The 14,400-nt window shown below is 72.7% G+C and carries 9 protein-coding genes; 4 read left to right on the top strand and 5 right to left on the bottom strand.

Annotated elements, in window-relative coordinates; all coding sequences use genetic code 11:
• The first annotated feature begins 106 nt into the window (after positions 1 to 106).
• Entirely contained in the window at positions 107 to 814 is a 708-nt protein-coding gene (locus tag ACQP1V_RS30680; RefSeq protein ID WP_433413481.1) for a lysophospholipid acyltransferase family protein, read from the top strand.
• Between the two features lie 100 nt (positions 815 to 914).
• Here ACQP1V_RS30680 and mmuM read toward each other — a convergent pair whose 3' ends face one another.
• The 3 genes from mmuM to ACQP1V_RS30665 all read right to left on the bottom strand — a co-directional run bounded on the left by mmuM (position 915) and on the right by ACQP1V_RS30665 (position 5,697).
• Positions 915 to 1,778, bottom strand: coding sequence for a homocysteine S-methyltransferase (gene mmuM / locus ACQP1V_RS30675; RefSeq protein ID WP_387408739.1), 864 nt, complete (start codon positions 1,776 to 1,778; stop codon positions 915 to 917).
• 232 nt (positions 1,779 to 2,010) lie between these two features.
• The gene (locus ACQP1V_RS30670; RefSeq protein ID WP_433413480.1) at positions 2,011 to 4,878 is read right to left on the bottom strand and encodes a VIT domain-containing protein; all 2,868 of its coding nucleotides are present in this window, start codon (positions 4,876 to 4,878) and stop codon (positions 2,011 to 2,013) included.
• A 3-nt stretch (positions 4,879 to 4,881) separates the two neighbouring features.
• Positions 4,882 to 5,697: a helix-turn-helix domain-containing protein gene (locus ACQP1V_RS30665; RefSeq protein ID WP_433413479.1), complete on the bottom strand. Its 816-nt coding sequence runs from the start codon at positions 5,695 to 5,697 to the stop codon at positions 4,882 to 4,884.
• Between the two features lie 116 nt (positions 5,698 to 5,813).
• On the opposite strand from ACQP1V_RS30665, the gene ACQP1V_RS30660 reads away from it, so the two are divergent.
• Positions 5,814 to 6,281 carry a Dps family protein gene (locus tag ACQP1V_RS30660; RefSeq protein WP_067128237.1) on the top strand — a complete coding sequence of 156 codons (468 nt, stop codon included), beginning with the start codon at positions 5,814 to 5,816 and terminating at the stop codon, positions 6,279 to 6,281.
• 118 nt (positions 6,282 to 6,399) lie between these two features.
• Here ACQP1V_RS30660 and ACQP1V_RS30655 read toward each other — a convergent pair whose 3' ends face one another.
• Positions 6,400 to 10,035, bottom strand: coding sequence for a P-loop NTPase fold protein (locus ACQP1V_RS30655; protein ID WP_433413478.1), 3,636 nt, complete (start codon positions 10,033 to 10,035; stop codon positions 6,400 to 6,402).
• Positions 10,036 to 10,322: 287 nt separating this feature from the next.
• On the opposite strand from ACQP1V_RS30655, the gene ACQP1V_RS30650 reads away from it, so the two are divergent.
• Positions 10,323 to 11,465: an alkaline phosphatase PhoX gene (locus ACQP1V_RS30650; protein ID WP_433413476.1), complete on the top strand. Its 1,143-nt coding sequence runs from the start codon at positions 10,323 to 10,325 to the stop codon at positions 11,463 to 11,465.
• A 45-nt stretch (positions 11,466 to 11,510) separates the two neighbouring features.
• Here the strand turns inward: ACQP1V_RS30650 and ACQP1V_RS30645 are convergent, their stop codons facing one another.
• Positions 11,511 to 12,956, bottom strand: coding sequence for an FGGY family carbohydrate kinase (locus tag ACQP1V_RS30645; RefSeq protein WP_433413475.1), 1,446 nt, complete (start codon positions 12,954 to 12,956; stop codon positions 11,511 to 11,513).
• Positions 12,957 to 13,305: 349 nt separating this feature from the next.
• Between ACQP1V_RS30645 and ACQP1V_RS30640 the strand changes: the two genes are divergently transcribed.
• Entirely contained in the window at positions 13,306 to 14,331 is a 1,026-nt protein-coding gene (locus ACQP1V_RS30640; protein ID WP_066936651.1) for a 6-phosphofructokinase, read from the top strand.
• The last annotated feature ends 69 nt before the right edge of the window (positions 14,332 to 14,400 follow it).

The following is a 14,400-nucleotide window of genomic DNA, read 5'->3' as shown; positions in this document are numbered from 1 at the left end:
GGTGCTCCTCCAGATTCGCCCGATAGTCGCACGTTGGCCATGGTTAGTGCGAGCACCTTAAGACATGGGAAGATGACTTGCACATCCGATCGAAGGAGCGCCCACGGTGTTGTATTGGGTGGTGAAGTACACCATCTGGCCATTGCTCCGGCTCATCTACCGCCCCTGGGCTAAGGGGATGGAGAACGTGCCGGCCGAAGGTCCGGTGATCCTGGCGGGCAACCACCTGTCGTTCGCCGACCATTTCTTCGGCGCGGGGTTTCTACCGCGCAAGGTCATCTCCCTCGGCAAGGCCGAGTACTTCACCGGCCGCGGGATCAAGGGCTTGGTCAGCCGGGCCTTCTTCTCCGGTGTCGGGACCGTGCCGATCGACCGTTCCGGAGGCAAGGCCAGCGAGGCTGCGCTCCGCACCGGCCTGCGCGTCCTCAAGGACAACCAGGTCCTCGGCATCTATCCGGAGGGGACACGCTCTCCGGACGGCCGGCTGTACAAGGGCAAGACCGGCGTCGCCCGGCTCGCCCTGGAGGCCCGCGCCCCGGTCATCCCCTGGGCGATGGTCAACACGTTCGAGATGATGCCCCCCGGGCACCCCATCCCCAAATTCGGCATCCGTCCCGGTGTCAGGTACGGCAAGCCGCTCGACTTCTCCCGCTACTACGGGATGGAAGGCGACCGCCTCGTGCTCCGCGCCGTCACCGACGAGATCATGTACGCGCTGATGGAGCTGTCCGGCCAGGAGTACGTGGACAAGTACGCCGCCAGCGCCAAGGTCGAGATGGTCCGCACCGCCCGGGCGGCCGCGTCGAAGTCCTGACCGCCCATTCCTCGAGGCGAGCGGCCCCGGATCGAGGATCTCGTCCCGGGGCGCCCGACTCCTGATCGCCGGCTGAGCCCGGGTGCGGCCCTCCGTGGGCTCAGACCCGGGCGCGGATCTGGCGGATGTGCTCCGGCGTGGTGCGGCAGCAGCCGCCGACGTACACCGCGCCCAGGGCGTGCCACCGGGCGGCGGCCTCGCCGTACTCCACTGGATCGGTGAGGCCGAGCCAGCGGTGACCGGCCGCGTCCCATGTCTCGCCGGAGTTGGGATAGACCACGACGGGTTTGCCCTCGATCCGGCCGATCAGGCCCGGGATGTGGCGCGGGGCCGTGCAGTTCACACCGACCGCGATGACCTGGGGCAACTCGGCGAACAGCGCGGCGCACTCGCGCAGCGGGGTGCCGTCGCTGATGTGCTCGTCGTCGCGGCACGAGAAGCTGACCCAGGCCCGCACCGACGGCAGCTCGCCCAGCAGCGTGGCCAATGCTCGAGCCTCCGCCAGCGACGGGATGGTCTCGCAGGCCAGCAGGTCCGCTCCGGCGTTCGCCAGGATCTCCAGGCGGTCCCGGTGCCATGCGGTCAGCCCCGCCTCGTCGAGGTCGTAGTCGCCGGTGTACTCGGAGCCGTCGGCCAGATAGGCGCCGTACGGCCCGACGCTCGCGGCCACCAGCCCATGCCCGGCGGTGTCCCGGGCCTGTACGGCCAGCTTGACCGACAGGCGGATGAGATCCGCCGCCTCCCGCGAGGTCAGGCCGCGCCGCACGAAGCCAGGGATGCTGGCCTGGTAGCTCGCCGTCGTCGCGACGTCCGCACCGGCCGCGAAGTAGTCGAGATGAACCTGCCGGATCGCGCCGGGATCTTCGATCAGCAGCTTGGCCGACCAGAGGTCGTCGGAAAGGTCGCAGCCCAGGGCCTCAAGGTGGGTGGCGAGGCCGCCATCGAGGATCAGTGTGGAACTCACCGGGCAACCCTATGCGTTCGTGGCATATGGGGCTTAAACGGCTCATTCTCCGTGTGCTGCGCCGCCGATCTCCCGTCCCCGCAGGGGGACGCGACGACCGGCCCGACACGGGCGGAGTGCGGGAACCCAGGCGTCCCGCGCCTCACCCACCGTCCGACGTCATCCGTCTGAACGAACCTCACTGATCCCCCCACGAGCGCCGTGAGCCACGGCCGGCGACCCCGACCGAGGCTCACTGGCGCTTCCAGAAGGGGCGGCGTTCGGAGCGGGGCGGCTCTTCGGTGAGCGGCTCCGCTGCGGCGCGCCCCTCCCCGGCATCCGCTGCCGTGGATGATTGCTCCGGCGGGAGCGACGGCGTGGCGGAGGTCTCTTCAGGGGAGCCGGCGGAAAGCCGGCTGAGGACCTCGACCGCTCGCCGCCACAGATCGGCGAGGTCGACGTCGGCACGTTCGGCCTGATCGAGCGCCTCTCCCAGCGCGGACAGCTCCGCATGGCCGCCGACCAGGTGATCGAACACCCGCAGGCGGCTGGCAAGATCCGCGAGGTAGCGACGGCGGACCGGCTCGGGGGAAGACTCCACCGCGCGGAGCCGCCGCAGTTCCTCGGCCAGGTGCGGCCGGATGCCGTCGAGACTCGTCGTCGGAGCGGTCCCCCCGCCCGGAGACCAGCCCTGCCCGCCGGTGAACCCGCTGCCGAGCCGAGGCGGTCGCGATGCCGCGCTTCCCGGGGCCGCGGGCGGGCCGACGCCGGCGTCCATCCAGGCGATGGGCGTGTCGGCGGGGCGGCCCGGCGCGGGAGCGCTCTTGGCGGAGAAGGCCATCGTGGTCATGGCGGCCGCCATGACCGGCTGAGGCGGCTCCCAGCCGCTGGGCAGCTCGACCGGCTGGATCACGTGGTGCTTCGGCCTGCCGTCGGCGGCCACGTGGGTGTCCACCGCGACGAACGCGGTGAATCGGCAGAGCACACCGAAACGCAGCGACGTCGCGACGATCTCGTGTTCCAGCGACCGGTCGCCGACCGCGTACCGATCTTCGAGGTCGCGCACATGGGCCCGTGCCCACACGGCCCGGGCGGCGCCACCCGCGGCGTCGCCTCCCACGATCATCGCCGGCACGCGGGCCTCCCACGGCCGGCCGTCCGAGGTCAGCCCGTGGACGGTCAGCGCCCTCTCGTCACCGGTGCCGACCGCGTCTGGGGAGGCGACCGGATCTGTCGCACGCCCCATGTCAGATGGGAAGAGCCGCGCCGGCTCGCCGGTGGCCGTGCCGACGCGATAGCGGCCGGAGACCGTCAGTGGAACGCCGGGGTAGAGCGAGCCGGCGTGCGTGACGGTGCCGGGGACGATGTCGAACCCGTCCGTCCGGAGCGAGATGCCGGTGACCAGGGGAGAGCCGATGCGGCGATGAATGTGCTCCATCGCCTCGTCGAGGCGGTCTTCCGACTCGACCAGTTCGCACCGCCCGGAGCCGAGAACGGCCAGCCTGCCGAGGAATCCGACGTTGACGGCCCGGTCGATCCCGACGGCGTGCACCCGGACCCCGCTCAGTCGCGCCCCGGTGCGCTCCAGGATCTGGTCCTCGTTGCCGACCTGCCCATCGGTGACCAGCACAAGCACGCGATCGGGCCCGGCGGCAGGTGTCGAGCCGAGGGGCGACAAGGATTCCGGTTCGGACGGGACCGGGCGGGCCGGCCCCTGGCCGGGGAAGTGGTCAGGGGAACGGCCGGACGCCTGGTCGCCGGACAACGGATGAGGAGGCGTCGGCAGCTCTGCCGACGGCGGGGGAGTGGACGGGGCGAGCAGACGCAGCGCCTCCTCCATCGGGGCGAGGATCTCGGTGCCACCCCGCGCTTCCAACCGGGACAGGTGCTCGATCGCGCGGTAGCGGTTGCGATCCGTGGCCGGGGTGAGCCCATCGGGGAAGGCGCGCTCGATGACCGTGTCGAACGCGAGCACGGCGAACCTGTCCCGGGAGGTGAGTGTGTCGACGATGCGCGCCGCGGCCCGCCGGGCGGCGACCATCTTCCACCCGGCCATGCTGCCCGATCGGTCGAGCAGAAGGACGACGTCCCGGGGAACGGTCTCGCCCGGCTTCTCCGCCGGTGGAACGACGGTCAGCGTGAACGTGCCCTCGGCGGAAGGCGGGGTGCCCTCAGAGGTGGCCCGCCCCTGGTGGGACATGGCAGACCCCGGCCCGGAACCGGCGTCGCCCGTTCCACCGGGCTCGCCGACGGGTCCGGATCCGCGTGACCCGGTCTCGGCCGGCGTACGGGCCCCGGGGGATGAGGCCGGAGGGTCGGGGACAAGCGCCAGCGAGGTGGACGGCGCGAAGCCCAGACGCAGGATGAAGTCGCGGTCCAGGCGCTCACCCGGTGTCAGCCGAACAGTGTCGCCCTCCTGGATGACCTCGTGGAGGCTGGACCGGATCTCCTTGAGCCCCAGGCCGGCGGGATCGATCGTCGTCACCAGCGAAAGCCGGACCGGATTGGGGAAGCCGGGCAGGAGCACCGGTGGTGTGATCCGCGAGGCGTCGGGCACCGCGTCCGTGTCCGGCGCGGTGCCGTCGCCGACCTGGCCGCCGTCCAGCGGCGTGCCGGGGATGTAGCGCGGCGCCACCACGAGCGGGAAACGGAACTCGGCCGCGCCGTCTTCGAAGGGAAGGGGCTGGCTGAGCGTGAGGTGTATCCGCACCCGCTCGCCGGCCAGGATGTTGCCGACCCGGATGGTGAAGACGTCGGGACGGTCCTCCTCGGCCATCGCCGCGCGGCGGCCTTCGGCGAGCGCGCGGTCGTAGTCGGCTCTGGCCTGTCCGCGCTCCTTCAGGACGCCGTCGATCACCCGATCGTCGGCGGTCATCCGGAAGGCCGTCACCGCGGCGCGGGGCGGCAGCGGGAAGACGTACGTCGCCTCCAAGGTGACGTCGAAGGGGTTGCGGAACCCCTGCGTCATCTCGACATCGGCCAGGAGCCCCGCGACCCGGGCGGCGATGTCGACGCTCTCCAGCGGAAGGTTGCCTCTGGCGGTCTCCAAGGCGCCCAGCCCGGCGTCCGGTACGGGATGACACCGCTCGGGCGGCAGGGGGGTGATGATCGGGACAGACATCGGTCAGCTCCCTTCCATGGCGGACTCAGGCCGGGCGGCCAGTCCTCTGGCGACAAGGTCGGCGATGAGGGGCGCGGCGGCCTCGCGGAGCGCCGCCAGGTCGTGTTCGGTGGGCGGGCGCGTCGCCTGGTCCAGCATGATCGTCACGCCGGGAGCCAGTCGTACGCCGTGGACGAGGTCGGCGGGGCGGGGTGGGAGGGCGTCGCGGGCATGGCCGTCCTCCCGGTCGGCCGCGGAGGCGTGAGTGAGGCCGGCGGCCCACCGGGCGTCCATCGCGTCGAACGGTTTCGACGAGGCGGCCACGGAGGGGGACGCGCCCGGTGCTCCGGCGGTGACGGCTGTCATGTCGTGTCCGGGGGAGGAGCGCGTCCAGAAGCGCTCGGCTCGTCCCGGTCGGCCCGCGTCGGCCGGCGGCGGTGTGCGGACGTCCGGAGCGTCACCCGGCTGAACGGGGGCGACGCCGCCCGGCGGGGCCGCCGAGGCGTCGGCCGCGGGCGGGACGACCGGGAGGCCGGCCAAACCGGAGGCGCGTTCCAGCATCTCGTCGGTCGCGCCGGCGAGCTCGGTCTGGATCTCCGCGATCGACCGGCCCTCGGCCTGGCGGCGCTTGATCGCGACAAGTTGGAGCAGATGACGTCGGCCGTAGAGGGCGACCCGGCCGCGCCGGGCCAGCGGGGGATCGAGCAGGCCGATCGTCGCGTACCACCGGATGAGCCGCGCGTTCGGAACGTCGCGGACCCGCCCGTTGGGGCGTGGCCCGGCGCCGAGCAGCGCCGCCGCGCGCTCGGCCAGCTCTCCGATGGTCCACGTGCCGTCCATGCCGCCATGGTGACACTGTCATTGTGACACTGTCAACGTTTAGTCCGCGTGGAAGGGGTATGCCAGCTAGTCCGTTGGCAATGACGAACGACTCTGATCGAGGGGGAGGTACCTTCATGACCTCGATAAGCAGTCCGCTCTCGCCCGACAACAAGAAGATCGCCACGGATTGCCTGCAGGGCGCGCTGATCGATCTGATCGACCTGTCCCTGGAGGGCAAGCAGGCCCACTGGAATGTCATCGGCCGCCACTTCCGTCCGCTCCATCTGCAGCTCGACGACATCGTGGACTTCGCTCGCGAGAGCTCGGACCTCGTCGCCGAGCGCGCGGTGGCGCTGGGAGCGAACCCCGACGGCCGTCCCGGCACCGTTGCGCGTGACAGCCACGTGACAAGGGTCGACAGCGGCTACATCGAGGACGGCAAGGTTGTCGCGATCTTCACCGACGTTCTCGAGTCGATCATCCGCCGCATGCGGGAGCGCATCGACGCGACCGAGACGGCCGACCCCGTCACGCAGGACCTTTTCATCGGGATCACCCGTGACCTCGAGAAGCACCACTGGATGATGCAGGCTCAGCGCTGATCGTCCGCTGCTGTGCCGGTGCCCCGGAGCATTCGCAGGGGGAAGGTCAGGCGGATCGGGGGTGCGGGTGAAAGCCGTGGCCGACCCTCGACACCGCTGGGAGGCGCGGAGCCGCGCGTCAAAGGAGCCTGCGGGCGAGACCGGCGACAGGCGGCCGGCTCGCCAGCAACTCGCGGAGGGCGTCCCATTTCGGGGCGCCCTCGTGCGTCTCCGGCGTGCTCGGGCCGCGCACGTCAGACAGCGGAGCGGCGGGCGCCAGCCCGAGCCGGGCGAGGGCCTCCGCCCACGCGCCGACGCTCCCCGTGGACGCCGCCTTCTCCAGCACTTCCAGGACCGTCTCGCCGGAGCCGCACTCCTTCGCCAGCGCGGACAGCAGATGCGGCCAGCGGACGGCCAGGGCCGCGACCTTCGCCACCGCGGCGTCGTCGGCGCGGTCCGCGCCGGCCAGGCTCTGCCGGTACGTCACGAACGAGTAGAACCTGAAGACGTTCACATAGCGCTTGAGCTGGCGCGGATTGGCGGAGGAGAGGACGGGAAGCGCCGCCTCGATCGCCCGGTAGGCGTTCTCGTCCGTGTAGAGATCGTCGTACACCCGGTCGGCGGCGAGCCGCGTCTCCGGCCACAGGTCCGGTACAGCGCCGCCCGACGGACTTCCCGGTTCACCGGCCGGCGGCTCGGCGGCGGCCACCGCGTCTCGCGCCTCCAGAAGACCGGCCGCGCCCGGCGCCTCCAGAAGACCGGCCGCGCCCGGCGCCTCCAGGAGAGCGGCCGTGTCCGGCGCCGCGGCCACGGCCTCCTGCGCCTCGCGCGCCGCGGCGTCCAGCGTGTCGGCGGTCGGCGCGGCGGCCCGGATCGTCGCTTCGAGGATCTCGACAAGCCGTGGGTCCAGGGGACGCCTTCCGGGGGAGAGCCCGCCGCCGGAGGCGCTCCCGGTCGTCCCGGAAGCGGCGTGGACATCGGCCCCGAGGGACCGGTGCCCGTGATCGCCGGATCGCCCGGCCGGAACCGGACGCGCATCCGCCTCCCAACGCGCATCCGCTCCCCAGTGGGCATCCGCCTCCCAGCGCGGCGCCGTACGTGCATCCGTTCCCCAGCGGGGGGCCGCATGTTCGCCGGCTCCCCAAGCGGCCCGTGCCTGGTCGCGGCCCCGTTCGGCATGCCGCCGGTGGCGGCTCCCGCGTACGCCGTCGTCGCCCGGGTCCTTCGCGGCCCCCGCCCCGGGCGCGTCGCCGTCCTCCGCCCCCGGCCCCCTGTCCGTACCGTCCGAAGGCGGACGCGGGCGCTCGCGGCGACGGTCGACTCCGAGCAGCGCGCCGATGTATCCGGGCAGGCGATGGGCGTCCTCCAGCGCCGGAAGGCTGAGCGGAAGCTGGACGATCTTCTCCAGGAAACGCCACCCGAGCCCCGAACGCAGGTCCGCCGGCATGGCTTCCGCGAGATCCTGGTAGGCGACCTCCACATGGGCCGCCACCACATCCGGCTCCATGGCCAGGACGAAGACGCAGTTCGGGAACTCCCCGGCGAGGAAGAGGTTGATCGCCTCGATCACCTGGGCGACGGTCCCGGAGCCGCATCGGTCCAGGTCGTCGACGAAGACCACGAGAGGACGCTCCTCAGTGGCCACCAGCCGCAGCACCCGGCGCATGTCGGTCTGGACGAGGTGCAGGAACCCCGTTTTCGCGCCGTACCCGGGGTCCCCGACGAGGTCGCCCGCCAGTCCGGGAGCCGGGCCGAGCAGGTCCGGCGGCCGGATCAGCCTGCCGAACGCCGTGTCCGCCGACTCGGTCAGGAACCGGGCGAGCCGTACGGCGCCGCCGGCGAGCGCGGCCACCGAGCCGCACGTGCCGAGGGCCGCCGCGGCGGCGCGCAGGGCGGGGCCGAGCGCCGGCACCAGGGCCGCGGCGGCGAGCGAGGCGCAGGTGAGCACGATCGTGGCGGCCAGCCCGAGCGCGACGGGCGTGAGCCGGGTGATCGCCATCCGGTAGGCCCGCCGCCGCACGGCCTCGCGGTCGATCCTGGCGAGGTTGAGCTTCAGCCAGAAGCGTTCGCGCTCGCCGCGGGGCAACCGGCCGGTGACCTGTGTGATGATCTCGTGTGCGAGGCCCGCCCAGACCTGCTCGCCGTTCTGGTACATCCACGGGTTGAACCACACCGTCGGGCGCCAGTCGGAGGCGCGCAGGGCCGCCCGTTCCGGTGCGGAGAGGCGGGGATCCTCGCGGCACCGGTCGCCGCCGCGCCTCCGAGCGCACGAGAGCACTTCGGCGATGGTCACCCGGGACGACCCCCGCGCCTTCCGGCGCAGGCCGGCACGGCGCCTCCGCCCCGCCCGCCGCGGCGACGAGCCCGGACGGGCCAGGTGGATCTCGGCCGGATTTCCGTCCGCCGTGCCCGGGTCGAGCAGGTCCTGGATCATCCGCATCAGCGACGTCTTGCCGGTGCCCCACGGGCCTTTGACGCCGATCGTCAGCGGCGGCAGCGTCTCGGGATGGCGGACGAACGCCGCGACCGCCTCCGCGTAGGTCCGGTGCCCGAGCTGGTCGTCCGTCGTCCAGCGGTCCGGCGTGAGCCTCGCCCGGGGCCGTACGGCGCGGCGGGCGGCCCGCCATCGACGCAGCACGGCGGAGGCGCGGGCGTGCTCATCCCGGGTCAGCCGCGCCCGCCCGACCTCTCGTACGGCGGGGTGGACCAGCAGCCCCGAGGCGTCCACGAGCTCCCAGGGCGTGCCGAGCTCCGCGAGCGCCGGCGTCGCGACCCGGCCCGCCGTGCCGCCGGCCGGATCGCCGTGGTCGCGGTCCGCGAGCAGCAGGGCCGCGAGGTCGGAGGTCAGCGGTTCGCCGTCCTCGAGCAGCGCGGCAAACCGCAGCAGGTCCTGGGCGACCGGGCCGAGGTACACGTCGTAGACCCGGGCGACGATCTCCCCGGCGGCCGAGGGGACGGAGCTCTCCCCGCGCCTGCGGAGCTCGCCGGCCGCCGCGCTCAGCTCGTCGGGCACGGCTCCTCCGGCCGCCGCGCTCCCGGCCCGGCCGGTACGCACGAGCGGGACGGAGGGGGCGTCGCCGTACACGCTCAGCAGGGGGCGCAGCGAGCTGCCCGCAGAGGCGGTGACGGCGTATCGGTGCAGGTCGGCGACGGTGACCACGCCGTCACCGTCGGCGTCGGCCGCTCCGGTGAGCAGCCCGTCGGCGATCACGCCGGTGAGCGAGAAGCCGCGGCGCGGCGGACGCTCGCCCATCGCCAGGCCGGTCGTCAGCGCCGCCGCCACGATGGGCGGATCACCGCGTACGGGGAGAACACTGACATCGGGCCGCGAACCGGCAGTGTCACCGGGGTCGCTGTCCACCACCCAGCCGAAGTCCACGATCATCACGATGGCCTCTGCCGCGCAGTCGCCCGCGCGGCGCGCGAAGCCGCTGATCAGGGCGGCGAAGTCGCGCGAGGTCCAGCCCCGTCCCGTCGGCCACCGGACGACGAGCAGGTCGCCCGGCTCCGCCGCGTCGAGGAACCGGCCCAGGTGGCGATGGTCCCCGGACGCTTCGCCGGGCACGGACTCCACTACGTACCCGTTGGTCGCCAGGGCGTGGACGAGCCGCCGGGCGGGCAGGGCGGAGGCGGCGTCCCGGACCGCGGCTCCGCCGACGTCCCGATCTTCGGGATCGAGGAACACCAGCGCCTTGCGCGCGTGGAGCGGCCCGGTCGCCCGCTCGGGCGCCGGGCGGGCGCCTGGAGCCGGGGCGTCTACCGTGCCGTGCCTCATGGATCGATCACCGTGGTCAGCTGGAGGGCCGGTGGGGGCCTCAATGTAGCCCCGGGCGTGTCGGAGATGATCGCGACGGGCGGCGCCGATTACGTACTTCTCGCGCAAAGTTTGCGCGGACGAAGCGCGGGGATCCCCCGGGCGTTCACCACTTTTTGATCGGCTGTCCGGACCGACCGTGCGTAGCGCGCCAACGAGACGCAGCGGACACGGCCCGGAGGCGGGCGGCGGCAACGGGTCCGGAACCTGACCGGGCCGCGTGCCACGAGCAGGCCAAGGAGACGATCATGTCGCGTCATACGTCCGTACGGCCGGAGGCGATCCCCGTGCTGACCGGCCCCTTGTGGTCGTCCGCCTCCGCGGAGGCGACCTTCCGGACGGGCGGCGGCGGCCCCGCGCTGCCCGGGTCCCTCAGCCGGTGCGGGGACCTGGAGCCGCCGGACGGCGACGCGATCACGCTCGCGCGCGGGTTCACCGGCAGGGTCGTCGGCCGTTCCGGTCAACGTGTGGGCGGGCTGACCTGGCACGCCGAACCCGGCGCGGGAGCCTGTTTCCCCGACGGCGACGGATGGATCTACGTCTCCAACTCGGACGTCCCGCTGCTCGGCGGCGTGTCGGCGATCCGGTTCGGCCCGGACGGCGCCGTCAGGAGCGCGTATCGCATCCTCTCCGGGACCGACCGGAACCGCACCGGCGAAGCCACCCCCTGGGACACCTGGCTGTCCTGCGAGGAGACCAGCCGCGGCCGGATCTTCGAGTGTGATCCGTACGGTGAGCACGCGGCCATGCCCCGCCTCGCGATGGGCCTGTTCCGGCACGCGGGAGCGGCGTTCGATCCGTCCAGGACGGCCGTATATCTGACCGAGGGCGAGCGGGACGGCTGCTTCTACCGCTTCCGCCCGGAGGATTGGGGTGACCTGACGACCGGCGTCCTGGAGGTGATGGTGGGCGGGCCGGGGCTCGGCCCGGTCACCTGGCGGCGGGTCCCCAACCCGGCCGCCCTGTTCGAGCCGACCCGCGAGCAGGTCGAGGGGGCCAAGCGGTTCGCCGGGAGCGGCGACTGCCACTACTCCGGCGGCCTCTGCCGTTTCGCCACGGCGGGCGACGGCCGCGTCTGGGCGTACGACGCGGAGAACGAGCAGATCACCATCCTCCACAACGCGGACCCGCGGAGTGACATGGACGGGCTGGCGGCGGGGCGCGTCCGGGCTCTCGTCATCGCCGAGCACGGCGACGGCACGGAGATGGCGATCCTCGGGGAGGACGGCGCCCGCACGCCGTTCCTGCGGATCCTGGGGCACGGCGGGCCGGAGGTCACCGGCCCGGCCTTCTCACCCGACGGCGCCCGGCTGTACTTCTCGGCACGGCACGGCGGCGGCTCGTCCGCGGCGGATGTCACCTACGAGATCACCGGCCGCTTCCGCCGCTGATCGCGTCGCCGCGCCCGCCGACCGGGCAAAGGCCGGCGGCGGGCGTCAGGACGCCCAGTCACGCGCGCGGTCGACGGCCTTCTTCCAGAGCGCGTAGGCCGCGCCGTCGCCCGGGCCGGGCTCGAAGCGGCGGTCGAGCCGCCAGGTCGCGCGCAACTCCTCCTGCGAGGACCAGACGCCCGCGCCGAGTCCGGCGAGGAACGCCGCGCCCAGGGCCGTCGTCTCCCGCACGACCGGGCGCTCGACCGGGGTGCCGATCTGGTCCGCCTGCAGCTGCATCAGCAGGTCGTTCGCGCTGGCCCCGCCGTCGGCCTTCAACACGGGCACGGGGAGGTCCATCGTCTCCACGATGTCGCGCACCTCGAAGGCGATCGCCTCCAAGGTCGCGCGCACGAGGTGCGCCCGCATGGTGCCGCGCGTGATGCCGAGAATCGTGCCCCGCGCGTCCGGATCCCAGTACGGCGCGCCGAGGCCGGTCAGGGCGGGGACGAAGACCACGCCGCCCGAGTCGGGAACCGTCCGGGCGACGGCCTCGGTCTCCGCGGCGCTCTGGATCACGCCCAGGCCGTCGCGCAGCCACTGGACGGCGGCGCCGGTGACGAAGACCGCCCCTTCGAGCGCGTACGTCATGGCGCCGGAGGGCGCCTGCCAGGCCACCGTGGTGAGCAGCCCGGCCGCCGAGCGGACGATCTCGTCCCCGGTGTTGACCAGAATGAAGGAGCCGGTGCCGTATGTGCATTTCACGTCGCCGGGCGAGAAGCAGGTCTGGCCGAACAGCGCGGCCTGCTGGTCGCCCGCGACCCCGCTGATCGGCAGGTCCAGCCCGAGGAACGCCTTCGGGGACGTGCGGCCGATCTCTCCGTAATTGGGGACGAGCTCCGGCAGCGCCTTCTCCGGCACGCCGAACAGGTCGCACAGCTCCGGCGACCAGGCGCCGCGCGTGATGTCGTACAGCAGGGTCCTGGACGCGTTGGACGGATCGGTGACGTGCCGCTCGCCGTTCGTGAGCCTCGCGATCAGGTACGAGTCCACCGTCCCGATCGCGAGGTTGCCCGCGTTCCACGCCCTCGGGTCGTTCTCGGCGAGCCAGGCCAGCTTGGTGCCGGTGAAATAGGGGTCGAGCCGCAGGCCGGTCAGCTCCGCCACCCGCGGCTCGTGCTCGCGGAGCCGCTCGCAGACGTCCGCCGAGCGGCGGTCCTGCCACACGATCGCCCGGCGCGGCGCGGCCAGGGTGGTCCGGTCCCACAGCACCGCGGTCTCCCGCTGGTTGGTGATGCCGACGCACCGTGGCGGCGTCGCGGCCCCGTCCAGCGCCGTACGGCAGGCGGCCAGCGTCGCCTGCCAGATCTCCTCGGGGACGTGCTCGACCCAGCCGGGCCGGGGGAAGTGCTGCGCGAACTCCTCATATCCCCGTGACTCGATCCGGCCGTCCTCGGACACCACCAGGGCGGTGACCCCGGTCGTTCCCGCGTCGATCGCCAGGACGCTCACCGCGCCTCCTTCACCGGCACGTTGGCTACTGTGGATGTTGGGCGGATAGTAACCCGCGGGTCCGCCGCCCGGGCAGCGCGCGCATACGCGGACGCCCGCGTGGGGCCCGGTGCGGGCGGCGGCGTGACGCCGATCCGACGCGAGCCGGAGGCGCCGGGGAGGCTGACAGAGGAGCGGCGCGCGGCCGGTCGCCGGAATCCCGGCGTGGCGCGGATCCACTCGTTACGCTTGATCATCGAACTGGACGTTTGGTCTAGACCATTCCTGCCGCCTCGGGCAGAATGCCTTGCATTGACGTGCTGGAGAGCCGGCATCGGTCTGGCCGTGAATCCATCTGGAGGAACCCGTCATGCGTATCGGAGTGCTGACCGGAGGCGGCGACTGCCCCGGCCTGAACGCCGTTATCCGCGCGGTCGTCCGCAAGGGCATCGGAGTCTACGGATACGAGTTCGTCGGCTTCCGTGACGGCTGGCGCGGCCCGCTGGAGGGCGAAACCATGGAGCTGGGCATCCCGGCGGTGCGCGGCATCCTGCCGCGCGGCGGCACGATCCTCGGCTCCTCCCGCACGAACCCCATCAAGATCGAGGGCGGCGTCGAGCGGATCAAGGACAATCTGGCCGCGGCGGGCGTCGACGCCCTGATCGCCATCGGCGGCGAGGACACCCTCGGGGTCGCCAAGCAGCTCTACGACCGGGGCGTTCGGGTCGTCGGCGTGCCCAAGACGATCGACAACGACCTCAACGCGACCGACTACACGTTCGGCTTCGACACCGCGGTGAACATCGCGATGGAGGCCATCGACCGCCTCCACACCACGGCCGAGTCCCACCACCGCGCCCTCATCTGCGAGGTGATGGGCCGTCACGCGGGCTGGATCGCCCTGCACGCCGGCATGGCCGCGGGCGCCAACGTCATCCTGATCCCGGAGAAGCCGTTCGACATCGACCGCGTCTGCGCCTACGTGGAGTCCCGCTTCAAGACCCGTTACTCGCCGATCATCGTCGTCGCCGAGGGCGCCCACCCGATCGAGGGCCAGATGGCGCTGCAGGCCGGCGAGCTCGACGCGTTCGGGCACGTACGCCTCGGCGGCATCGGCGAGGTCCTCGCCCAGGAGATCGAGAAGCGTACCGGCAAGGAGGCCCGCACCACGGTCCTCGGCCACATCCAGCGCGGCGGCACGCCGACCGCGTACGACCGGGTCCTGGCCACCCGCTTCGGGCTCGGCGCCATCGACGCCGTCCACGAGGGCGACTACGGCAAGATGATCGCCCTGAGCGGCACCGACATCGTGCGGGTCGGCCTCGACGCGGCGACCGCCGAGCTCAAGACCGTTCCGGCCTCGCGCTACGAGGAGGCCGAGGTCTTCTTCGGCTGACCGGGCCGACAGTCCAGGCGAGCGGTCGCGCGTCGCCGGTCTCACGAGCGGGCCGGTCCTGGTGAGAGG

The sequence above is a fragment of the Microtetraspora malaysiensis genome (genome assembly GCF_050947145.1).
Lineage (GTDB): Bacteria > Actinomycetota > Actinomycetes > Streptosporangiales > Streptosporangiaceae > Microtetraspora_A > Microtetraspora_A malaysiensis.
Note: the sequence above shows the minus strand (reverse complement) of the source record. Positions and strands in the feature narration are given on the sequence as shown.